This is a genomic window from Cryobacterium glaciale, assembly GCF_004402535.1.
In the GTDB taxonomy this organism is placed as follows: domain Bacteria; phylum Actinomycetota; class Actinomycetes; order Actinomycetales; family Microbacteriaceae; genus Cryobacterium; species Cryobacterium glaciale.
Genome location: NZ_SOEY01000014.1, coordinates 21160 through 42887, shown reverse-complemented (window position 1 = coordinate 42887; position 21728 = coordinate 21160). Strand labels below are relative to the sequence as shown.

Annotated in this window: 20 protein-coding genes; 10 read left to right on the top strand and 10 right to left on the bottom strand. The window is 67.2% G+C overall.

Going from position 1 to position 21728, the window contains the following annotated elements:
• Positions 1–584: 584 nt before the first annotated feature.
• Both ahcY and E3O06_RS07355 read right to left on the bottom strand, forming a co-directional pair.
• Positions 585–2072, bottom strand: a complete 1488-nt coding sequence (gene ahcY / locus E3O06_RS07360; protein WP_134502333.1) for an adenosylhomocysteinase — start codon at positions 2070–2072, stop codon at positions 585–587.
• 4 nt (positions 2073–2076) lie between these two features.
• Positions 2077–3303 (bottom strand): MFS transporter, encoded by a 1227-nt coding sequence (locus tag E3O06_RS07355; protein ID WP_134502332.1) that lies wholly within the window; start codon positions 3301–3303, stop codon positions 2077–2079.
• A 180-nt stretch (positions 3304–3483) separates the two neighbouring features.
• On the opposite strand from E3O06_RS07355, the gene E3O06_RS07350 reads away from it, so the two are divergent.
• The gene (locus tag E3O06_RS07350) at positions 3484–3918 is read left to right on the top strand and encodes a MarR family winged helix-turn-helix transcriptional regulator (protein ID WP_134502338.1); all 435 of its coding nucleotides are present in this window, start codon (positions 3484–3486) and stop codon (positions 3916–3918) included.
• A gap of 8 nt (positions 3919–3926) precedes the next feature.
• Here the strand turns inward: E3O06_RS07350 and E3O06_RS07345 are convergent, their stop codons facing one another.
• Complete coding sequence (locus tag E3O06_RS07345) at positions 3927–4145, bottom strand: DUF3499 family protein (protein WP_134502331.1); 219 nt, start codon at positions 4143–4145, stop codon at positions 3927–3929.
• A 44-nt stretch (positions 4146–4189) separates the two neighbouring features.
• Here E3O06_RS07345 and E3O06_RS07340 point away from each other — a divergent pair, with 44 nt between their 5' ends.
• Both E3O06_RS07340 and E3O06_RS07335 read left to right on the top strand, forming a co-directional pair.
• Positions 4190–4636: a metallopeptidase family protein gene (locus tag E3O06_RS07340; RefSeq protein WP_134502330.1), complete on the top strand. Its 447-nt coding sequence runs from the start codon at positions 4190–4192 to the stop codon at positions 4634–4636.
• Between the two features lie 312 nt (positions 4637–4948).
• Positions 4949–5629: a hypothetical protein gene (locus E3O06_RS07335; RefSeq protein WP_134502329.1), complete on the top strand. Its 681-nt coding sequence runs from the start codon at positions 4949–4951 to the stop codon at positions 5627–5629.
• Positions 5630–5819: 190 nt separating this feature from the next.
• Here E3O06_RS07335 and E3O06_RS07330 read toward each other — a convergent pair whose 3' ends face one another.
• Positions 5820–6851: a glycerophosphodiester phosphodiesterase family protein gene (locus tag E3O06_RS07330; RefSeq protein WP_134502328.1), complete on the bottom strand. Its 1032-nt coding sequence runs from the start codon at positions 6849–6851 to the stop codon at positions 5820–5822.
• Between the two features lie 198 nt (positions 6852–7049).
• On the opposite strand from E3O06_RS07330, the gene E3O06_RS07325 reads away from it, so the two are divergent.
• The 3 genes from E3O06_RS07325 (at position 7050) to E3O06_RS07315 (ending at position 10315) form a co-directional block, all read left to right on the top strand.
• Positions 7050–8033: a carbohydrate ABC transporter permease gene (locus tag E3O06_RS07325; protein WP_134502327.1), complete on the top strand. Its 984-nt coding sequence runs from the start codon at positions 7050–7052 to the stop codon at positions 8031–8033.
• Positions 8033–8881 (top strand): carbohydrate ABC transporter permease, encoded by an 849-nt coding sequence (locus tag E3O06_RS07320; RefSeq protein ID WP_134502326.1) that lies wholly within the window; start codon positions 8033–8035, stop codon positions 8879–8881. The genes E3O06_RS07325 and E3O06_RS07320 overlap by 1 nt, the downstream gene beginning before the upstream one ends.
• Before the next feature lie 81 nt (positions 8882–8962).
• Positions 8963–10315 carry an ABC transporter substrate-binding protein gene (locus E3O06_RS07315; protein ID WP_134502325.1) on the top strand — a complete coding sequence of 451 codons (1353 nt, stop codon included), beginning with the start codon at positions 8963–8965 and terminating at the stop codon, positions 10313–10315.
• A gap of 140 nt (positions 10316–10455) precedes the next feature.
• Here the strand turns inward: E3O06_RS07315 and E3O06_RS07310 are convergent, their stop codons facing one another.
• From E3O06_RS07310 to E3O06_RS07300, 3 genes are all read right to left on the bottom strand, one after another.
• A complete protein-coding gene (locus E3O06_RS07310) occupies positions 10456–13014 on the bottom strand; it encodes a glycosyltransferase (protein ID WP_241979964.1) in 2559 nt (852 codons plus the stop codon).
• Positions 13011–14054, bottom strand: a complete 1044-nt coding sequence (locus E3O06_RS07305) for a glycerophosphodiester phosphodiesterase family protein (RefSeq protein WP_134502324.1) — start codon at positions 14052–14054, stop codon at positions 13011–13013. Before E3O06_RS07305 ends, E3O06_RS07310 begins: the two co-directional genes overlap by 4 nt.
• A 228-nt stretch (positions 14055–14282) precedes the next feature.
• Entirely contained in the window at positions 14283–15665 is a 1383-nt protein-coding gene (locus tag E3O06_RS07300; protein WP_134502323.1) for a glycosyltransferase family 87 protein, read from the bottom strand.
• 111 nt (positions 15666–15776) lie between these two features.
• On the opposite strand from E3O06_RS07300, the gene E3O06_RS07295 reads away from it, so the two are divergent.
• Entirely contained in the window at positions 15777–17030 is a 1254-nt protein-coding gene (locus E3O06_RS07295; RefSeq protein WP_134502322.1) for a molybdopterin-dependent oxidoreductase, read from the top strand.
• Between the two features lie 98 nt (positions 17031–17128).
• Positions 17129–17581 (top strand): hypothetical protein, encoded by a 453-nt coding sequence (locus E3O06_RS07290; protein WP_206751367.1) that lies wholly within the window; start codon positions 17129–17131, stop codon positions 17579–17581.
• 115 nt (positions 17582–17696) lie between these two features.
• Here E3O06_RS07290 and E3O06_RS07285 read toward each other — a convergent pair whose 3' ends face one another.
• Genes E3O06_RS07285 through E3O06_RS07275 form a run of 3 tightly spaced genes read right to left on the bottom strand, consistent with a single transcriptional unit; the run spans position 17697 to position 19800 of the window.
• Positions 17697–18458: a class I SAM-dependent methyltransferase gene (locus tag E3O06_RS07285; protein WP_134502320.1), complete on the bottom strand. Its 762-nt coding sequence runs from the start codon at positions 18456–18458 to the stop codon at positions 17697–17699.
• Positions 18455–19123, bottom strand: a complete 669-nt coding sequence (locus E3O06_RS07280; protein WP_134502319.1) for a TIGR04282 family arsenosugar biosynthesis glycosyltransferase — start codon at positions 19121–19123, stop codon at positions 18455–18457. Before E3O06_RS07280 ends, E3O06_RS07285 begins: the two co-directional genes overlap by 4 nt.
• A complete protein-coding gene (locus E3O06_RS07275; RefSeq protein WP_134502318.1) occupies positions 19120–19800 on the bottom strand; it encodes a glycosyltransferase family 2 protein in 681 nt (226 codons plus the stop codon). The genes E3O06_RS07280 and E3O06_RS07275 overlap by 4 nt, the downstream gene beginning before the upstream one ends.
• Positions 19801–20053: 253 nt before the next feature.
• Between E3O06_RS07275 and E3O06_RS07270 the strand changes: the two genes are divergently transcribed.
• Both E3O06_RS07270 and E3O06_RS07265 read left to right on the top strand, forming a co-directional pair.
• Positions 20054–20824 carry a response regulator transcription factor gene (locus E3O06_RS07270; protein WP_134502317.1) on the top strand — a complete coding sequence of 257 codons (771 nt, stop codon included), beginning with the start codon at positions 20054–20056 and terminating at the stop codon, positions 20822–20824.
• Positions 20821–21714 (top strand): sensor histidine kinase, encoded by an 894-nt coding sequence (locus E3O06_RS07265; protein WP_134502316.1) that lies wholly within the window; start codon positions 20821–20823, stop codon positions 21712–21714. Before E3O06_RS07270 ends, E3O06_RS07265 begins: the two co-directional genes overlap by 4 nt.
• Positions 21715–21728: the final 14 nt, after the last annotated feature.

Genomic DNA, 21728 nt, shown 5'->3' with positions numbered 1-21728 from the left:
CACACCCGACTTCAGGCCCTGTTCTGGGCTGTCGCTCCGGGGCAACTTGTCTAACTTACCCACCCAGCCAGTCACTGTCAAATCGGCCAAACCCAGCAATTCACGGCACGCCAAAGCACGCCGAAACATCGGGAAAAAGCTGACTCAACCAGTAACACACACTCGATGGGAGGCTTACTATCCTAGCCCAACACCCGAGATCATGAAACACGATCCGTGAAGTTGATGTGGCTAGAAGATGGTCCCACGTGAGGCCGGGAAGCACTGCGGCTTTCCGCACCTTTGGGGTACGTATAGATACATTACGGCCACCACGCGCACCCGTCAAAACGCCAACCACCCGGGCGTGTCGCACCACCACGCACCCCATCCGCGCACCCGCCCCGTCGACCGGGCCCACCTTCGGAAAGCAGGCCCACGATAGAACATGGGCCCACTTTCCGGGACCGGGCCCGGAAAGCAACGCGGGGCCGGCATCCGCTCACCAGCACCCACCCGTCGACCGGGCCCACCTTCGGGAACCAGGCCCACGATAGAACATGGGCCCACTTTCCGGGCCCGGGCCCGGAAAGAAATGGCAGGGGCTAGTAGCGGTAGTGGTCTACCTTGTAGGGGCCTTCGGCGGGAATACCGAGGTAGGCGGACTGCTCGGGGGTCAGGACGGTCAGTTCCACTCCAAGGGCGTCGAGGTGCAGACGAGCCACCTTTTCGTCGAGCAGCTTCGGCAACACGTACACGCCGATCGGATACTTCTCGGGCGAGACATAGAGCTCGATCTGCGCGAGCACCTGGTTGGTGAAGGAGTTGCTCATCACGAACGAGGGGTGACCGGTGGCGTTGCCGAGGTTCATCAGGCGCCCCTCCGACAGTACGAGCACACTGCGTCCGCTCGGCAGGCGCCATTCGTCGACCTGCGGCTTGATCTGCACCTTGACGGCGCCCGCGAGCGACTCGAGCGCTGCCATGTCGATCTCGTTGTCGAAGTGACCGACGTTGGCAACGATGGCGAGGTGCTTCATGCGCAGCATGTGGTCGACACCGATGACGTTGAAGTTTCCGGTGCCACTGACGAAGATGTCGACCTGTTCGACGACGGAGTCGAGGCGGGCGACCTGGAATCCGTCCATCGCGGCCTGCAGCGCGTTGATCGGGTCGATCTCACTCACGATCACGCGAGCGCCCTGGCCGCGCATGGCTTCGGCGGCACCCTTGCCGACATCGCCATAGCCGGCGACGAAGACAACCTTGCCGCCGATCAACACATCCGTCGCCCGGTTGAGTCCGTCGGGCAGCGAGTGGCGAATGCCGTACTTGTTGTCGAATTTGCTCTTGGTGACCGAATCGTTGACGTTGATGGCCGGAAAGAGCAGTTCCTTGCTCGCGGCGAGCTCGTACAGGCGGTGCACTCCGGTGGTGGTCTCTTCGGTGACACCCATGAGGTCGGCCGCGACCAGGGTCCAGCGGTCGGTCGACTCGGCGAGCGACCGACGGAGGGCGGCGAGAATGACGCCGTACTCGTGGCTGTCACCGGCAGCATCCGCTGGTACAGCGCCGGCCAATTCGAACTCGCGACCCTTATGCACGAGCATCGTAGCGTCGCCGCCATCGTCGAGGATCATGTTCGGGCCGGTCCAGGTGGCTCCGGCGGCAGCGGCTTCGGCGCTCCAGTCGAAGATCTGCGTGGTGCACCACCAGTAGTCCTCGAGGGTCTCACCCTTCCAGGCGAACACGGGAACGCCGGCGGGGGCATCCGCTGTGCCGGTAGGACCGACTGCGATCGCGGCGGCCGCGTCGTCCTGCGTGGAGAAAATATTGCAGCTGGCCCAGCGCACCTGGGCGCCGAGGGCCACGAGGGTCTCGATCAGCACGGCGGTCTGCACGGTCATGTGCAGCGATCCGGCGATGCGGGCGCCGGCGAGCGGCTTCGACTCACTGAATTCAGTGCGCAGGGCCATGAGCCCCGGCATCTCGTTCTCGGCCAGGCGCAGCTGGTGGCGGCCCGCCTCGGCGAGCGATAGATCGGCGATCTTATAGGTGAACGTGGGGGGCGCGGAAGGCGCGGCGACAGTCATGGTGCTATCTTGCCATTTCTCTCTGAATGACCTCCACATTGTTCGGTCCGTGCGCGCCTTCCGGCAGAACGGATGCTCCCGGCCGGCGCCGCACCATCGCTGCAGCGGCCGCCATCACGACAAGCGCCATGAAAGCGGCCCCCGCGCCAGCCCAGATCGGCGCGGTGTAGCCGAGGCCGGAGGCGATGAGGCTGCCGCCCGTCCAGGCGCCGAGCGCATTGCCTAGGTTGAAAGCAGCAATGTTGGCGCCGGAGGCGAGTGTGGTGGCGCCGTTCGCGTGGCGCATGACCCGCATCTGCAGGCCCGGAACGACACCGAAACCGAAGCCGCCCATCAGGATGAGGGAGATGACGGTCGCGATCGGGTTGGCGGCGGTGAGAGCGAAGAACACCAAAACGAGGGTCAAGGCGCCGAGAAAGGCGAGCAGGCTCGCGTCGAGGGAGCGGTCGGCGAGTTTGCCGCCGAGCGCATTGCCGGCGAAGAGCCCGACCCCGAACACGACGAGCAGCCACGGCACCATGCTCGCGGCGAAGCCGGTCACTTCGGTGAGCGTGAAGGCAATATAGGTGAAAGCACCGAACATGCCGCCGAAGCCGAGCACGGTGACCGCGATCGACAACCACACCTGCGACGAGCGGAACGCGCGTAACTCGTGGCGCAGGCTCGCGGATTCGGACCGCGGCGCCGCCATGGCTGGCAGCAGGACGATCAGGCCGAGCACGGCGACGACACCGATCGCGGTGATCGCCCAGAAGGTGGAACGCCAGCCGAACGCCTGGCCGAGGAACGTGCCGAACGGAACGCCGAGCACGTTGGCGGCGGTGAGCCCGGTGAACATGATCGCGATCGCGCCGGCCTTCTTTTTCTCGGGCACCAGGCTCGCCGCGACGACGGCGCCGATTCCGAAGAAGGCACCGTGGCAGAGAGCGGCAATGATGCGACCGCTCAGCATGATGCCGTAGGTCGGCGCGATGGCCGACAACAGGTTGCCGATGATGAACAGCACCATGAGAGCGATGAGCACACGTTTGCGGGAAAATCGGTTGACGGCGGCGGTGAGGCCGAGCGCTCCGACGACGACGCTGAGGGCGTAGCCGGAGATGAGCCAGCCGGCCACGGCTGGGCTCACCACGAAGTCGGCGGCCACCTCAGGCAGCAGGCCCATAATCACGAATTCGGTGAGGCCGATTCCGAAGCCGCCGAGGGCGAGGGCGATCAGGCTGATGGGCATGGAGAGACTCCTTGAACGAGATGAGTGGGCGCCAACTCTGGCGAGACGCGGAGGGAGCACGTAAGCTATGTATTTGCAGACGCCTGTAGTTGCAAAAAGCATCTATTGTGGGCGCGCTATAAATACTTGCACACGCTAGTTATCCGCGCAAGAAACCATTCCGTGAATATTGGAGGTCCCGTGGGCATCGAAGACGACGCCGTTGAGGTGCGCGCGCACGGCTGGCGCACCTTGGCCGCCCTGCACGGTGCCCTTGAAACCGCACTGGAACGCGCCTTGCAGGACTCGGTCGACCTGTCGGTCGTGGAATACACCGTGCTCGACGCGCTGGGTCGCCAGCACGGCTGGCATATGCGTATGCAGCAACTCGCGAGCGCGACCGCGCTGTCCAGCAGCGCGACCACCCGTCTGGTCAACCGCCTCGAAGAGCGGATGCTGCTCACCCGCGTTCTCTGCGCCGATGACCGGCGCGGAATCTACACCGAGCTCACGGCAGCCGGGCATGCTCTGCACGATCTGGCCCGCCCGGTGCACGACGCGGCGCTCGAGCGGGCGCTGGCATCCGCTCGGCTCGCACCTGAACTGACCGGCCTGGTCGACGCCATCGCCGGGTAGCGCGCGGGCTACTGGTCGGGATCGTCGGCGACGAGGCGGTGCCGCATCAGCTGCCACCCCTGCGGAGCGCTCGTGCGTTCCGCGTGCCGCGAGCACAGGTCGAAGCTGTGCGGTTCTTTGCGGCCGGAAAGCGGGCCCAGCACCGCCAGGGACTCCCCATAGTCGAAGGTGAGCGTGGCCACCGAGGGTTCGAGGCAGGCAACACGAGAACACGGGCGGAATGTCATTGCCTATAAGGATACCGGCTGCCGGCCCGCCGTAGGATGGCAGCATGTCCCGATCCCGTCGTTCCGCAGCGCCCGAACCGACCGTGCGCGGCCGCGGACGGGACCGGCACGGCCGCGGCATCCGCAGTTCAGCGACCGGCCCGTTCCTGCCGCCGCTGCGCACCCGCATCGACCTGTTCGACACGACGATCGCCTCGACGATCGAGTACCTGCGCGGCGTCTGGCCCGAAGAACTGGGCAAGTCCGTGTTCGAAGTGGCCTCCGGACCGCCCTCGGTCATCGCGGGCGTCGGGGTCGAACGCTGGATGGTGACGCCGGAGACAAATCGGGTGGTGTTCTACCGCCTGCCGATCCAGCGCCTGTCGCGCCTGCATGAAAACGATGAGATGCACCAGCGCATGATGATCGAGACCTGCGTGTTTCGCGGCGTCGCCGAATTGCTCGGCAAGGATCCCTGGGATCTCGCGCCGGATCGCTTTCGCCACTTCTAATACGGACACCCCGCCCGCGGGCGTCGTGGCCCGTGTTCGCGAAGGCGGCACGGGTTCAAACCAGTGCCAACTTCCTGAACACGGGCCGCGAGCAGGAGGCGGGCGAGTCGGCATCCGCTCGCCTGACGGCGCCGATCCCTGTGCACGACCGGGATCGCGGCGTATTCGGCGCGCCCGCCTATCTGGACGTTTGCTGTATTGAGTAACGGAACGGTAACGGAATTGGGCAATTCCAAACCATTTCGGGGGTGGAGCCGAACACCATGCAGACCCCAACACCACCTGCTCGATCGACAGAAAAGGATTCATCCCATGCGCACTTTCACCAAGGCCACCATCGGTTTCGCCTCTGCTGGAATTCTCATCGCCGGCCTCGCCGGATGTTCATCGGCCGCGACGACCGGGGCCCCGGCGCCCGCCGCCAGCTCGTCGAGCTCGGCCGAAGCCGACCCGACGCCCCTCGCCTCGATCCCCAGTCTGTCGGGTGTCGACACGGCCGTGCTGCTCGACGCGGACTTCGCTGCAGCCCTCACGAGCCTCGGCCTCACCGCTGGCACCGTGGGAACAGCCACCCTCGAAGAGGGCAGCCTGCACTTCCCGATCACCGGCGGAAACGTGGACTACTACGACCCGCAGGAAGACTACCGCCCTTACGTTCAGGGCTCCATCGAGCACGAGGGCTCCGGCTTCTCGCTGACCGCCGGCGACATCGTGGTCGAACTGACCAACTTCACCATCGACCCGGGCACCTCGGAGCTCTTCGGTGACGTCTCGGTCAACGGTGAATCCGCCGCGACCCAGGCCCTGCTGTTCGACCTCTACGGTGGAACCCTCGAGCCCCTGACGATGGACGGAGACAACGCCATCCTCACCGGCACCACGGTTCACATCTCCTCCGTCGCCGCCGGCCTGCTGAACTCCACGTTCAGCACGGACGCCGTCACTGACCAGCTGCTCGTCGGTATCGCGACCATCACCGCCGCGACCAAGTAGTTCTCCTCCACAGCAATAATCGGGGCTCGCCACACGGCGGGCCCCGATTTTTGCGTGCCCGAGGGACCGCATGCGGCTCGCGGCACGTCTTGAAGATGCGGGCACTCGTTCCAAGAAGTGCCGCGAGCTCTAACGAGTGCCGCGACGGGATTTCGCGGCGAGAGTGCGCCACGAGCATCCGCTCAACGCATCAAACGGATGCCGCCACCCGGCTGCGCAGGTCGTCGCGCACGGTGACGGCGAGGTCAGGGTGGTCGACGAAGACCCCGTCGAGGCCGCTCTCCATGACGGCGGCAAACTCGCCCCGCCAGTGTCCGAAGTTCGCGGCCAGATCCCCCCGCCGACACGGTGCCGTGAGGAACGCATTCTCGGGCCGGAGGGTCCAACAGAAGATCTGCAGCCCGACTGCGTGGGCGTCGGCGACGAGGGTCGACGTGACCAGCTCGCCATCGGCATCCGCCTGGATGATGGCCGATTTGTCCACGCTGATGCCGTGCACCGTGCCGCTGTCGCCAAGGGCGGCGAGGCCGGGCTCAGTCAGGTGGTCCGCGTAGTAGGGCGCGTCGGCGCCGAGTTCGACGATTTTATCGAGCGGCTGGCCGGCCGGGGCGATCAGGAACACGTTTCGGGCGATGATGCCGCGCGCGAAAATCTGATCGAGCACGGTCGGTTCGAAGCTTTCGATGATGAGGCGTCCGTCGTTGCCGTTCCAGCCCGCTGCGCGCACCTCGGCAGCGAACAATTCGTCGAGGGGCAGTCCGATCGAGGCGAAATAGGCGGCACTTTTGATCTCGGCGACCATGCCGAGGGTGCGACGGAACGTGTTCGACGCCTCGTCGACGATGTCGAACAGGTCGCTCAGGCGCAGGATCGGGTACTGGCCGTCGTGCCGGGCGCTCTTCGGTCGCAAGTGCGCGAGGCGTTCACGGGCGCGCAGCGTTGCCAGTTCGGCCCAGGTGAAGTCCTCGGTGAACCAGCCGGTGACGGTGTGGCCGAGAAACTCCTTGGTGGTGCGGCGGCCGGCGAACTCGGTGCGGGAGGCGACATCCGTTGTGGCGGAGATGTCGTTCTCGTGGCGCAGCACCAGAATGCCGTCGCGGGTGGCGACGATGTCGGGTTCGACGGCGTCGGCGCCGAGCTCGAAGGCGAGCTGATAGGCGGAAGCGGTGTGTTCGGGGCGGTAGCCGCTGGCTCCGCGGTGACCGATGACAAGTGGGGGCATTTGCACACCGTAACGGCGCCGGATGACGCGGACCGCCAGGTCGCATGAACACCCGCTGAAGTTTCGACGCGGTGCAGGCGAACGCCTCGCGACAACTGGGCATATACGCGCAAATTGGCCGATCAGCGCCGGGTGCGCTGCCTAACCTGACAGAGTCTGCTGCTTGGCCGACGGCACTTTTCAGGGAGATTTCAGCGTATGCCCACCATCGAGGACCTGCAGCGCGACACCGACTCAGCGGTGGCGGTCGCGGCCCCGACGAGCGTCGCGACACCCGCGCCGCCCCGAACGTTCACCCCGCGCAAGAAGAAGAAGCCGTGGAAGTCATGGCTGCTCTTTCTGCTGTTCGCCGGCCCGAACGTGGCCCTGCTGGTCGTCTTCACCTACAAGCCGTTGCTGCAGTCGCTGTACTACTCGACCCTGCAGTGGAACCTCGGTTCGGCGTCGGCCATTCCGGTGGGCCTCGGCAACTACGTCGCCTGGTTCACCGACCCGGGCACGTCGCGCGTCGTCACCGTGACGCTGATCTTCACGGTCGCGACCGTCGGCGGCGGCATGGTCATCGGCCTGCTGTTCGCGGTGCTGCTCAACCGCAAACTGCACGGTCGCGGCGCCGCCCGCACCATCGTCGTGGCGCCGTATGTACTCTCGGGTGTGGCGGTCGGCCTGCTCTGGCTGTTCGTGTTCGACCCGAACTTCGGCATCACCGCGGCGCTGCTCGACGCGATCGGCGTGGCCTCGCCGCCCTGGTATAACGATCCGCACTGGGCCCTGGTCATGGTCATCATCGTCTATCTCTGGAAGAACGTCGGCTACGTTGCCCTCATCTACCTCGCCGCGCTGCAGTCGGTGCCGCGGGACCTGCTCGAGGCCGCGTCGCTCGACGGCGCCTCCCCGGTGCGCGCGTTTCGCAACATCGTGCTGCCGCTGCTCGGCCCGACGACGTTCTTTCTGTCGATCACGACGCTGCTCAGCTCCCTGCAGTCGTTCGACATCATTCAGGCCATGACCCGCGGCGGCCCGCTCGAGGGCACCACCACGATGATGTACCAGATCTATCAGGAGGGCTTTCAAGCCGGTCGGGCCGGGTATTCCTCGGCGGTCGCGACGATTCTGTTCGCCGTGCTGCTCGTGGTCACGCTGATTCAAATGAAATACGTCGAGAAACGAGTGCACTACTGATGGCCACCCAGACACGGACAACGCGTCGCCGTAAGCCGCTACAGCTCGGCGGCTACCTCGGCCTCGTCGTGGCCGTCGCCATCATGATTCTGCCCCTGGTCTGGATGTTCCTGGCCGGGTTCAAGGAACGCGATGAGATCTACACCGTCCCGATCCAGTGGCTGCCGGAGGCCTACGACCTGTCGAACTACGCTGCAGCGCTGGCCGCTGTGCCATTCGGCAGCTTCTTTCTCAACAGCACCATCACCACCGTGATCGGCGCCGGCCTCAAGATGCTGCTCGGCCTGACCACCGCCTACGCGGTCGTGTTTCTGGAGTTTCCGTTCAAGAAGTTCGTCTTCGGCCTGGTGATCTTCGCCCTGCTCGTGCCGCAGCAGATCGTGATGATCCCCAACTTCACCCTCGTGGCGTCGCTCGGCTGGATCAACACCTACCAGGGGATCATCGTTCCGGGCCTGGCCAGCGCGTTCGGCACTTTTCTGTTTCGCCAACACTTTCTCACCCTGCCGATCTCCATTCTCGAAGCGGCAGCGCTCGACGGTGCCAGCCACTGGACCCGCCTCTGGCGGTTCATCGTGCCGATCTCCGCGCCGACGATCGCCGCCGTCGCCCTGGTCTCGATCGTCTCCGAGTGGAACGAGTACCTCTGGCCGCTGCTCGTCGTGGACCGTTCCGACATGATGACGCTGCCCGTCGGACTCATGCTGCTGCAGAACAACGACGGCGTCACCAACTGGGGCGTACTCATGGCCGGCACAGTGCTGGTCACCGTGCCGGTACTCATCGCGTTCTTTGCGCTGCAGAAGAAGATCATCGCCGGTTTGACCGCCGGCGGCGTTACCGGCTGACGCTGCGGCATCCGTTTATTAAGCGGATGCGCGCCCCCAATTTTTCCTGTTCATCGTGTGTACCCCTTCAAGGAGAGTTCTATGACCGCGACACCCACCTTCACCATCAACCGCAGGCAGATTCTGAAACTCGCCGCGGTGTTCGGTGCCACCGCCACCCTCGCCGCGTGCAGCGGGCCCTCGCTCGGCGCGGGTGCCGGCTCCGCTGAGGTCGCGGCGACCGACTGGACCGGCATCACACCGGCGAAGGAGATCACCTGGTGGAGCAACCACCCGGGCACCTCGAAGCTGATCGAGGAAGAGATCATCAAGCGCTTCAACGTCGAGAATCCCGATATCACGGTGAACCTGGTCACGGCCGGCGCCAACTATGACGAGATCGCGCAGAAGTTCCAGGCGGCATCGGGCACCAACAGCGTGCCGGACCTCGTGCTGGCGAGCGATGTGTGGTGGTTCCGCTACATGATCAACGGCCAGGTGCTGCCGCTGGACGACCTCGCCAAGCACCTCGAGTTCGACACCGACGACTTCAACAAGACCCTGTACGACGACTACACCTTCACCGGCAACCACTGGGCCATCCCCTACGCCCGGTCGACCCCGCTGTTCTATTACAACAAGGCCGTCTGGGCCAAGGCCGGGCTGCCGGACCGCGCACCGAAGACCTGGGCCGAGTTCGACGAGTGGGCTCCGAAAATTGCGGCCGACGGCGGCGTGACCCCGCTCGGCCTCGGCAAGGGTGCGTCCTGGGCGGCCTGGTGGTTCTGCAACATGCTGTGGGGCCAGGGCGGCGCGTACTCCGACGAGTGGACGATGACGCTCGACACCCCTGAAGCGATCGCCGCAGCGGATTACCTGCAGTCCCTGATCTACGAGACGAAGGTTGCCACGGTGGCCGCCGTCGACCAGGTCGCTGACTTCGGCGCTGGGCTGACCGGCTGCATCATGGGCTCGACCGGGTCACTCACCGGCATTCTCAAGGCCGCGACGTTCGAGGTCGGCACCGGTTTTCTGCCGGAGGGCCCGGAAGGGCAGGCCTGCCCGACCGGCGGGACCGGCGTCGCCATCGCCGCCGACCGCACCCCGGAGCAGCAACTGGCTGCTGGAATGTTCTTGAAGTTCCTGACCAACTCCGAGAACACCGCCTACTTCTCCTCGAACACCGGCTACATGCCGGTGCGCACCTCGGCCCGCGACGGCGAGACGATGACCAAGGTCTACGCCGAGTTCCCGCAGTTCCGCACGGCGGTCGACCAGCTCGAGACCACCCGCTCGCAGGATTGGGGCCGCGTCTTCGTGCCGAACGCCGACAAGGAACTCACGACCGCGCTCGAGAAAATCATGCTGCAACAGACCGACCCGGCCGACGCCTTCGCGGTCGCGAGCACAGCGATCGCGACCTCGTTCGACGAGAACGTGAGCCCGTACCTGTAGCTCAGGGTTTGTGGGAGCGGGTCCGCCGGATTGGCGGGCCCGCTTCTCTGTCTGTGCGGGGTCGAGCGCGGTCCGCGGACAGCATCCGCTCGCCGAGGTGTGAGAGTGACACGGATTTGTTCAGTTTTCGGGGGTGAAACTCACACCTCGGCGGCGACCACCGCGGCCGGCAGGAGTTCGGCCAGTTCGGCGTCGAGGTCGTCGGGAACCCCGATGGCGCGACAGAACTCGGCGACCGCTCGGCGTGCGTAGGCCTCATGGTCGAAGGCGGTCGCAATGACCTCGCCGCGCAGAAAAGCGGTGAGGCCGGCCGCGAGACCGGCGTCGGTTTGCGGAACGACGAGACCGGCAGCATCCGGCAGTGCGTCGTGAACGGATGCGAAAGCGACCGTCACGATCGCACGCCCCAGTACCAGCGCCTCCAGGATCACCATGGGTGCACCCTCATAGTCGCTCGACAGCACGAAGCAATCGGCTGCGGCGAGTACCGGGTACGGGTTGGCGAGTGCCCCGGTGAGGGTGACGGCCGCGCCCAGATTCAGATCGCGGACCAGGGCGGTGAGCTCGGTCTTGAGCGGCCCCCCACCGACGATGACGAGTCGGGTGAGCGGATTCCGCGCGTGCACGAGCGCGAATGCGCGAATCAAGCGCGCCTGGTTCTTTTCCGGCGAGAGTCGTCCGATGGTGACGAAGGTGGTGAGTTCACGGTTAGGCAGATCGTCAGCGGGTTCTGCGGCGCCGCGCAGGATGCGTTCGACGTCGACGGTGTTGTGCGCGACGGTGAACTTCGAGCGCGGCGCATAGGCGGCGAGGTCCCTGGCGTTGATCTCGGCGAGGGCCGGCGACACCGAAACCAGGCTGTCGTACCGCTCATAACGGGCGAAGGTTTCGGTGAGGCCGCGCAGCATCCGTTTGGCTCCCCCCACACTGCGGTGGGCATCGGCGGCGAGGTCGTTGTGCAGCCAGATCGACCGCACGGCCGGTGGTGAGTGCAGCAGCAGTTCGGCCCAGAACGGGCCGTAGCCACTGAAATCGACGACGTGGTCGAAGCGGCTGTCACCGAAGCAGCGCGTGAATTCGGCCGTGAAAGCGGTGGCCGGGGCGCCACGGCGTCGGCGGGCGAGGCGCTTCCTCAACCCGCCGTTCATGCCGCCGATGCGGGCGAATTGCCGCACCTGCGGGTCGATCAGGCGTTGGTTGGCGCGGCGGGCCGGGGCGCTGCTCTTCGCGAACGCCACGGAGACGTCAAACCGGTCGTGGTCGAGGGCGCCCAGCAGGTTGAGCGCTGCGGAGGTGATGCCGTTGGGCTTCATTCCGCCGAGGTAGATCAGCACGGAACGGCGGGTCGGCGCGGTCGACTCGTGCAGGGCCCGACCCGGGTCGGTGCCGCGAAAGACGATGTCGATCACGCGGGCACTCGCGGCACCGTCGTCCTGGCCGACGTAGTCGTGTTGCGCCACCCGATAGCGCTCGGTGAAGGCCGGCAGCCGACCGTGGTCGGCCACCTGGCCGATGACCGCGGCCACCGCCGTGGTGGTGCGACAGACCGGGCCGGGCAGCTCGGTCGGAGCCAGGTACAGCCCGCGGGCCAGCTCGAAATCGGCGAGGTCGGGGGTGAAGAACACGATCGGACGGCCGGTCGCGAGAAAATCGAAGAAGATACTCGAGTAGTCGGTGACCAGAATGCTCGTGAGCCCGAGCACGACGTTGGTCGGGAGGTCGTTCGGTACGAGCACCCGCGCGAGGTCGGCGCGGCCGGCGGCGAGCGCGTGCACGGCCTGGTGCGTTTTCAGCAGCACGACATAGCGCCTGGTGTCGATGCCGGCTTCGATTTTCCGCACCCGGTCGAGCAGAGCGTCGAGGTCATCGTCGGGGTGTGCGAACGAGGCGCCCTTCCAGGTGGGAGCGTAGAGCACGATCTCCCGGCCGCCGAGTTCCAGCCCGGCGAGCCGGGCACGGGCTGCGCGCGACTGCTCCGGGCTCAGGGTCTGCCGGTCGATGCGGGGGTAGCCGGCCAGCAGCATCCGTCCCTGAAAAATGCCGTCGAGTTTGTAGGCGCGCTCGTACATCTGGCGGGCCATGAACGGGTTGGCGGCGAGCAGGTAGTCGGCGCTGACGAAATTGCGCACGATGTTGGCGGTGCCGAACGCGCCGTCGACCATGTCGTAGCCCATGTGTTTGAGCGGGGTACCGTGCCAGGTATTGAGGTAGATCTGGCCGGGACGTTTGGAGAATTGCGGCGGAAAGGTGGCGTTGCTGATCAGGTAGCGGCTCGTGGCGAGCGCCCGATAGTAGGCGGGCGATCCGCTTTTCACGAACCGCACCGTGCGGTCGCGGCGAAATTCGCGGCGGGCGGCGCGCGGATTCTTCAACGCCCAGATGTGCTTCAACCGGGCCTGATCGGGCGTGGTGCGTAGCTGCCGAAACAGGGCTTCGGGGTTGCACAGCAGTCCGGATCCGTTGAACGCTTCGTACAGCACGGCGTTCGGGTTGATCGCCCGGGTGCGCCAGTAGGCGTGGACTTCGTAGCTGTAGGCCCGACGGATGCGGCCGGCCAGCCCCGCGAGGCGGCGGCGCAGGCCCGCCGTGGCACGGGACAGGACGGCGACGATCCGTGGGAACAGGTTGAGGGCGACGGCGCGCGGGATGGCGAGCAGTCGGCTGGGCACCCCGGCGGGCGGTTCGGTGCGCACGGTCACGCCGCCGGGTAGGCGGTCGGCAGGCTCAGGCCGCGGTCGGTGAGCACGGCGCGCAGCCGGGTGGGGTAGTCGGTAATGATGCCGTCGACTCCCAGATCGATGAGGGTGTGCATGAGCGCGGCCTCACTGACCGTCCACGGAATCACGGGCAGCCCGGCCGCGTGCGCGTCGGCCACGAGCTTGAGCGTGACGGTTTCGAAGATCGGCGAGAGGGCGTCGTAGCCGGCGGCGGCGGCGGCGCGGGCGACCGAGCCGTCATAGTCGTCGATGTCGATCCCGCCGAGGTGCGCGCTCGCGCCGGGCTGGCCCAGTTCGAGCCAGTCGTCGTCCTGGGCGAGGGCGACGAGGCGCAGCTCCGGCGCGATCTGCCGCACGAGGTTGAGCGAGGCCCAGTCGAAGCTCTGCACGGTGACCCGGTCGGCGCTCCCCCAGACGTCAATTTCGGCGACGACGGCGCGAGTGAGGGCGGCCATTTCGGCTTGATCGCTCGGGGTCTCGATTTTCGTTTCGATGTTGAGCTGCACGGTATCGGCGCGGTGCGCCGCGACGAGTGCGAACACGTCGGCGAGTTCGGCGATGGTGTTTCCGGGCACGTTCTGCTGCTCGGGGTAGCCGGGCAGCTGCTGGTAGCCGCAATCCAGTGTCTGAATCTGGGCGAGGGTCAGGTCACGCACCCGGCTGCCGGCGTAGGGGAACGCCGGGTCGCCCGGGAAGGCAGCATCCGTGTCGCGGCATTTGCTCTCGGTGAGTACATCGTCGTGCCAGACCACGACGGTGTCGTCGCGGGTGAGATGGGTGTCGAGTTCGAGGGTGCTGACGCCGAGTTCGAGCGAGGCGGCGAAGGCGGCGAGGCTCTCCTCGGTGTGTTCGCCGCGGCCGCCGCGGTGGGATTGCAGGTCGAACGCGGCGGTCTCATCCAGGGGCGCGACGGTCTGGGCCGGTTCGGCGAGCGCCGATTCCCCCTGCACGGCCACCACCGCGCCGCCGACGAGCACCGTGCTGAGGGCGGCGGCCGCCGCGATGATCAGAATCTTGCGCATGGCGGCACTCTTTCGTGGTTCGCAGCACGCCGAAAGACGCACATCTGCCTACGTTAAGGAGCGGAGGTGGCCGGCATCTGCTGGGCAGCCGTCAGGCGAGTGAACTCTGTGTTAACACGAACTGCCTCCGGACGTCGATGCCGGCTGCGCGGCTCGCGGCACTCGTTAGGGAAGCGGGCACTCGGTGGTAGGGGTGCCGCGAACTGTAACGAGTGCCGCGGTGGGCGGTCAGGCGGGGCGGGAACGCAGGGGGTGCAGCATCCGCTTGAGGGCGCCGGGGCCGGCGCGACGCAGCGAGACGGCGACGATGACGATGACCGCGATGGCGATCGACGCCCGGGTGAGCGGCACGCTCGGCACGAGCAGCCGCAGGGTGAGCGCCATCGGAACGAGCAGCCATTCCCAGCGGCCGGACAGCGCCACGAACGGCAGCAACAGCAGCGCATACCAGGGGTAGCGGGGGCTGAGCACGAGCAGGGTCGCCCCGATCATGACGAGCTGGCCGACCCAGGGCTGGTTCTGGTCGGTCTTGAGAATGACGAGCATGGCCACCACGGCCAGGATCAGGCCGGCGACGATCACAGCGGATGCCCCCGGCGCGACCAGAGACACCAGCGCGAACCGGGAACCGTCCTGGTAGCCCTCTTCGCTGAGGTAGCCGGGCAGGTAGCCGAGCACCCCGATGCCGGTCGCGAGCACATAGGGCACATAGAGCAGCGCGAAACTCAGAACGGATGCCGCCACCAGGCGCCACCCGCCCCGCCGCAGTAGCGCCGGCGCCGCGAGCACCGGGATGAGCTTGGTGCCGATCGCGATTCCGAGCATGATGCCGCCGCGCCAGACCTTGTTACTCGAGACCAGGAACACCGCCGCGACGACGAAGATGACGCCGAGCATGTCCACGTGGGAGTTGGTGATCGCCTCGGTCGCCACGAGCGGGCACCAGGCCCAGAGCGCCGCGTGCCGTTCATCGAGGCCGCGGCGGCGCATTCCGACCAGCAACATTGCCGTGGTGCCGAGACTCAGCAGCAGCCCGACGAGCTGCAACGGCCAGTAGGCCGGCTCGGGGCCGGCGAGAAAACGCACGCCGGCGAAGAGAATTTCGCTGGCCGGCGGGTAGATCGTGGGCACGGCCGTGCGGTTGAGCGCCGAGCAGAGCCGGTCGCCGTTGGTCGTGCGGGTGCTGGCGATGCGTTCTCCGACGCAGATTTCTTTGCCCGCAGCAGTGGTCTGGGGGGCGGGAAAGAGCCAGTCGGGTCTCAGGGAATCGAGGCGGGCATCCGCTGGGGTGAAGGCGTAGGGGCTGATGCCGGCATTTTGCACGATGCCGTCCCAGGCGTAACGGGCCGAGTCGGTGCTCGTGTTGGGCGGGCCGACCATGGCCGCGCCGCCGATGAGGGCCGAGCCGGCGAGGATCAGCGCGACGGCGGCTTTCGCGTTGACGCGGCGCAGCAGCCAGTACGCGAGGCCGAAGAGCAGCCAGAGCGCGCTCGTGACGAGCACGAGCTGCACCTCGTCGCGGTCGGGCGCGAACAGGTCGAGGGAGCTGACGCTGAACGCGGTGAGGGCAGCGCTCAGCGCGAGGAGTCCCGAGATGATCGCGATGCGCACGATTCAGTCTGTCTTACGCTGCTTCGTCGAACGGGGTTCGCCGCCGTCTCACCCGCACATCGTAAGGATTCAGCGGGGTCACGGCGGGCGTTCAGGTGGTGCAATAGACCTATGCGGCGATTGATGTACGAGGCCCAGCGAGCGCTGGCGTCGCCGGTGCGCAATCCGCGAATGGCGACCGTGATCGGCCGGCTGCTCGGCGCCGCTTTTCTGATCTGCTTCGGCACCGGCCTGTACAGCCATTTTCTGCAGGAACCGCTCGGCTGGATGCGCTTCGCGACCCGGCCGGAGTTTCTCTACCAGGTCACGCAGGGCACGCACATCGTGGCCGGCATCGCCTGTTTTCCGCTGCTGCTGGCCAAGCTGTACATCGTTTTTCCCGATCTGTTTGCCTTTCCGCCGGTGCGCGGCCTGGTTCATTTTCTCGAGCGCGCCTCGATCGCCCTGTTCGTGGGCGCCTCGGTCGTGCAGATCACGATCGGGCTGCTCAACACCTATCAGTGGTATCCGTGGCCGTTTCCGTTTCGGCAGGTGCACTTCGCGCTCGGCTGGGTGCTGATCGGGCTGTTGGTCATTCACATCGGGGTGAAGCTGCCGGTGATCACGCGGTACTGGAGCACATCGTCTCCTTCCGATGACCACCTCGTCGATGCGGTGTCGGGCGACCGTTCGGCGAACGCGGAAGCGGTGCGGCTGTGGGGCCTTTCACGGCCTGGCGGGGTGACCAGGCGGGTGCTCGATTACATCGACGCGACACCGCGTGCCGAAAGCCGGGTCAGCCGCCGCGGCTTTCTCACCACGGTCGGCGTCGCCACCACGGCGGTCGTGGGTCTGACTGCCGGGCAGACCTTCACGCCGCTGGACGCGGTCAACCTGTTCGGGCCGCGCAAGAAGGGCGTCGGCCAGCAGGGCGTTCCGGTGAATCGCACGAGCGAGCAGGCCCAGGTAGCGGATGCCGCTCTCGCTGTGTCGTGGGTCCTCACCCTCGCGGTCGGCGGCACCGAGCGATCATTCACCCGTGACGAGTTGCTCGCGCTGCCGCAGACGTCCGTGCGGTTGCCGATCGCCTGCGTCGAGGGCTGGAGCCAGATGGCTTCGTGGCGCGGGGTGCGGCTGCGGGACCTGGCCGACCTGATGGACGCCGACCCCGAGACCTCGTTTCGCCTGATCAGCCTGGAAGAACGCGGCAGCTTCAGCAAGACTCAGATGGGCCGCGAGTACGTGCGCGACCCCCTCACCCTCGTGGCGCTCGAGCTCAACGGCGAGACGCTCAACCTCGAGCACGGGTATCCGGCGCGCATGATCGCGCCCGGGCGTCCGGGCGTGCTGCAAACCAAATGGCTGAGCCGAATCGAGGCGATCTGATGAGAGCGGATGCGAAGGGGTCACCGGGCGTTGTGGGCGTGGGCGGAACCGGGCTGAATCCTCCGCCGGCCGGAATACCGGCGTCGACCAGCCGACGGATGCGCGGCATCCGCTTGGTGCTGGTGGGTATCGGGGGGCTGCTGCTCGCGTGGGGCGCGTTCGTAATGCTCGATTCGGTGCGGCTGACCCGTCTGCCGGGGGTGGCGCTGTGGATCGCGGCGGCGATCGTGCTGCACGATGCGATCCTGGCGCCGGTCGTGTTCGCGTTGGGGATCGCGCTGCGGCGGGTCGGTCGCCGGGCGACCGGAACGGTGATTGCGATCGTGCAGGGCGGCATCGTGGTCGGGTCGATCGTGTCGCTCGTGGCGGTACCGACGATCGTGGCGAAGAACTTCGCGCCGGTCAATGCGTCGGTGTTGCCGCTGAATTACGGGCTGAATCTGGGGATTTTCTGGCTCGTGCTGGCCGTGGTGACCGTGGGGCTGTCTGTCGGGGCGTTCCTGCGCTGGCGGCAGCCGGTCGCGGCGTTCCCGGACGATTCCGGGCGGTGAAGTTCTGAAAGGTCCCCGTCGCGGACCGGGGCCAAGACCGGGCCCACCTTCGGGAACCGGGCCCATGATCTAGCCTGGGCCCGGTTTCCGGGCCCGGGCCCGGAAAGGAATACGGTCAGGCGCGAGCCAGGCGGGCGAATGAGCGGCCGCCGCGGGTCCATTCGGCGACCTGGACGAGTCCGAACTGTGCGGCTCGGCGACGCAGGGCGCTGCCCCCGATCTCGGCCCAGGGAAAGGCGTCGCTCGTGTGTCCGGCGGCGTCGTGCAGGGTTCCCTCGTAGGCCAGGTCGTGCTCGGGATCACGGTGCACCTCGACGACGAGTACGCCGTCGGCGGCGAGCAGCGACACACAGCGATCGAGCAGGGCATCGGGGTCGCCGCCGATGCCGATGTTGCCATCGACGAGCAGCAGCGTCGCCCAGGTTCCCTCGAGCGGAATGTCGTCGAACACCGAGCGGTGCAGCACGGCGAGTCCGGCCGCGAGCGCGATCCGCACGGCGGTCGGCGAGACATCCACGCCGAGCGCGTCGAGCCCCTCGTCGATTGCGGCCTGGATCATACGACCGGGTCCGCAGCCGATGTCGAGCACCGGACCGGCGACACCCGCCACCAGGGATCGGTCGATCGCGTCGGCACCGGCACTCCAGCGTCCGGCATGCATGGTCGACACCCGCGCCGGCGTGCCCGGATCGGCATCGACGCGATTGCCGTGCAGGTACAGCACGTTGTCATCGCTCTGCAACGCCTGGGCGTAGGGTTCGGATCCGCCGGCGCCGAACGTGGTCGGGCGACGAAAACGGTCAGCGGTGGTTCGATCGACGTCGTCGACCGGCCAGTCTGCGGGCTGCTCCCACAGGCGCGGCGAGACGAGAGTCATGAGCGTGCCCCGCTCAGGGCGACCAGGTCGGCATTCTGCAGCCGAGCCGATGCCCGCACCCCCGCGAAAGCACGCGCGAAGCGCGTGTGGGGGGCGATCGAGGCGACGGCGCGGGCATCCGTTATGGTGTCGATGTCGGTGAGCGAGGGCAGCAGACCGACGGTGAGGCCGGCCCGGTCGAGACGGTGCAGCTGGTGTCCGCCGGTGTCGGGGCGGCTCATCGGGATGCCGCGAAGCAGGGCGCCGGTCGGGTTTTTCAGGGCGAGGGCCCAGAAGCCGCCGTCGTTTGCGGGGCCGAACCAGGCATCCGTTTCGTCGCCCCAGCCGGAGAAGACCGGCGCGAGCAGCGCGGCGCTGACCTGCGGGGTGTCCATTCCGAGCAGCAGGGTCGGCTCGTCGAGATGGTCGAAGATGGCGGCCAGGCGCTCGTCGAGTGCGCCGTCGGTCTGCGCCAGAATTTCCCAACCGGCGGCCTCGGGCGGCGGAGTCACGCCGTCGAACGCCAAAATCTGGCGCGTGGCGGGCAGCCGTGACGCGACCGTGAGGGTGTCGGCGAGGCTGGCTGCGGCGAGCTCGGCGGCCTGCTCGAGCGAGAGCGGCGGGTGCAGGCGGGTCTTAACCTTGCCGGGCAGGCATTCCTTGGCGATGACGACGATCGCGGTCATGAGCGGGCTCCCCGCTGGGTGGCGGCGAGCAGGGCGGACATGTCCTTGATCGCGGTGAGGGTGCCGCGCACGGTTCCGGTCACCTTGCTGCGACCGACCCGCGGCGCATAGCCGGTGTCAACCTCGAGGATGCGCCAGTCGGCCGCGGCCGCGCTGAGAAACATCTCGAGCGGATACCCGCTACGGCGATCGAGTAGGTCGAGGGCGAGGAGATGGTCGCGGCGGGCCGCTCGCATGGGGCCGAGGTCATGAATGTTCACACCTGTTATTCGGCGCAGTCGCCAGGAAAGATAGGTATTTGCTAAACGGGCATGCGGAGGCCAGGCATTGCGGGTGGTGGGGCGGCGGCGTCCGAGCACGAGATCGGCCGCGTCGTCGCTGATCGGGTCGACCACTCGGGGCAGGTCGCGGGGGTCCATCGAAGCGTCGGCGTCGCAGAACGCCACGATCGGGGCGGTCGCGGCGAGGAGCCCGGCGTGGGCGGCGGCGCCGAATCCGCGGCGACTTTCGTGCACGACGTGCGCGCCGAGGGCTCGCGCGACGTCAGGCGAACCGTCGGTCGAGCCATTGTCGACCACGATCGCGCGGTAGCCAATGGGCAGGCGTTCGAGGATCCACGGCAGCGCCCGCGCCTCGTTCAGGCAGGGCAACACCACGTCGACCCGAATGTTCGTCATGATTCGACCCTAATCGGGGGGTCTGGGGCCTCGGGGCGAAACAGGTTACGAACCACGGAACTCTTCTGGGTTTTTGGTGTGAGAGACGTCACCCACCACCGGGCCCACCTTCGGAAAGCGGGCCCAGTTTGTATCATGGGCCCGCCTTCCGGGCCCGGGCCCGGAAGGTATTACGCGGGAGAGGGGCGTGTGCCTGCGGCAGAACGGCTCGCACTTCCGTGCGGGGCCGCGGCCGCCCGCCTAGTCTGAGGGGGTGTCCCCCTCCCAATATTTTGCGCCGCCCCGAGCGGATGCCCTCGCCGGCCGCCGCGTGCTCGTTATCGAGGATGACCCCATGGTGTCCGAGGTGGTCGGGCAGTACCTGCGCGCCGCCGGATTCGTCGTGGATGAAGCCGTCGACGGGCTCGCCGGACTGCGGCAGGCCGAAATGATCCAGCCCGACCTCGTGGTGCTCGACCGTATGCTTCCGCTGCTGGACGGCATCGAGGTGTGCCGGCGGATTCGCATGAACTGGGGCGCGCTGCCGGTGATCATGCTGACCGCGCTCGGCGAAGAGGAACACCGCATCGAGGGGCTCGAGGTCGGTGCCGACGACTACCTGGTGAAACCGTTCTCGCCGCGGGAGCTCGTGCTGCGGGTGCAGTCTGTGCTGCGGCGAAGCGGCACCGAGTCGATTCCGGAGGGGATTCTCGACGCCGGCGAGTTCGCGCTCAACCTCGCCGCGCATGAAATTCGGCTGCGTGGCAAGCCGCTCGTGCTCACCGCGCGGGAGTTCGACCTGCTCGCCTACCTGATCTGGCGGCCGTCGAAGGTGCTCACCCGCGAAGAGCTGCTGCGCTCGGTCTGGGGTTGGGAATTCGGTGACCTCTCGACGGTGACCGTGCACGTTCGGCGATTGCGGGAGAAGATCGAGGTCGACCCGGCGCATCCGCTGCTCGTGAATACGGTGTGGGGGGTCGGGTACCGCTTCGATCCGGTGCCGCTCGGGACCGCCGGCGGTGCGGCGGCAGCCGGCACCGCATGAGCCTCGACGTGTGGGTGGTGCTCGGTGTCACCGTGGGCGGCGTGTTGCTCGGCGGCTTACTCGCGCTGCTCGCCACGCGGCGACGCCGCTCGACCCCCGTACAGCGGCACACCAGCACGGAGTTCGCCACGCTGGCAGGGGAGCTGGCCGCGACGGCCGACCGGCTGACCGAATCCCGCGAGCGGGAGGAACGCATCGAGACCGCGCGGCGCGAGATCGTGGCGTGGATCTCCCACGACCTGCGCACGCCCCTGGCCGGAATTCGGGCCATGGCCGAGGCCCTCGAAGACGGCATGGCGCCCGACCCCGAACGGTACTACGTGCAGATTCGCGGGCAGGTCGACCGGCTCAGCGGCATGGTCGACGACCTGTTCGAGCTGTCCAAGATCCACGCGGGGGCACTGCAGCTCAACTTCGAACGGGTGGCCCTCTACGACCTGATCAGCGACACTATCGCCGACCTCGCGCCGGTCGCGCTCGCCAAATCGCTCGACCTGCGCTTCGAGGGTGAACGCGGTCTCACCCTGCAAGCGGATGCCCGCGAACTCGCCCGCGCGGTCGGCAACCTGGTCATGAACGCTATTCAGCATTCCCCGGCCGGGAGCGCCATCGTGGTCTCGGTCACCCGGCACGCCGACGGGCGCGCGGTGATCGCGGTCGTCGATGCGGCCGGGGGCATTCCCGAGCAGGACCTCGGCCGGGTGTTCGAGGCCGGGTGGCGGGCCAGCGAGCCGCGCACCGCGTCCGGCGGGGGTCAGAGCGGCGGCGCCGGGTTGGGGCTCGCGATCGTCGACGGTATCGTGCGGGCTCATGGTGGGCAGGTGACGGTGACCAATGTGGGGGACGGATGCCGGTTTGAGCTGCTGCTGCCGCAGCATCCGGCGGGGTGAGGCGGTTGAAGGTC